This is a genomic window from uncultured Dokdonia sp. (assembly GCF_947492535.1).
GTDB lineage: Bacteria > Bacteroidota > Bacteroidia > Flavobacteriales > Flavobacteriaceae > Dokdonia.
In genome coordinates, this window is sequence record NZ_CANLNH010000067.1 from 1 (window position 1) to 216 (window position 216).

General features: G+C 40.3%; 1 protein-coding gene. It reads left to right on the plus strand.

The genetic code is table 11. The annotated features are described in order from the left end of the window. Positions 1–216 (plus strand): hypothetical protein (locus Q1A60_RS21580; RefSeq protein WP_300008540.1); only part of this gene is annotated, 216 nt, incomplete at both ends.

Below are 216 nucleotides of genomic sequence, written 5' to 3' on the forward strand. Positions count from 1 at the left end.
GTTTTATCACAGGATACTGTTTTTGAGTATACCTTCTGTGAGGAGTTTGATGGAGATGATACCATGGGGGATGTAGATCTTACTACTTTAGCCGATGATGCTGGGTTCTTACTAGCGCCACAGGTGACTACTGATTTTGATATCTCCTATCACGAAACAGCTGTAGAGGCAGAGAATAATGCCAATCCAATAGATCAATCAGTATTGTTTACAGTA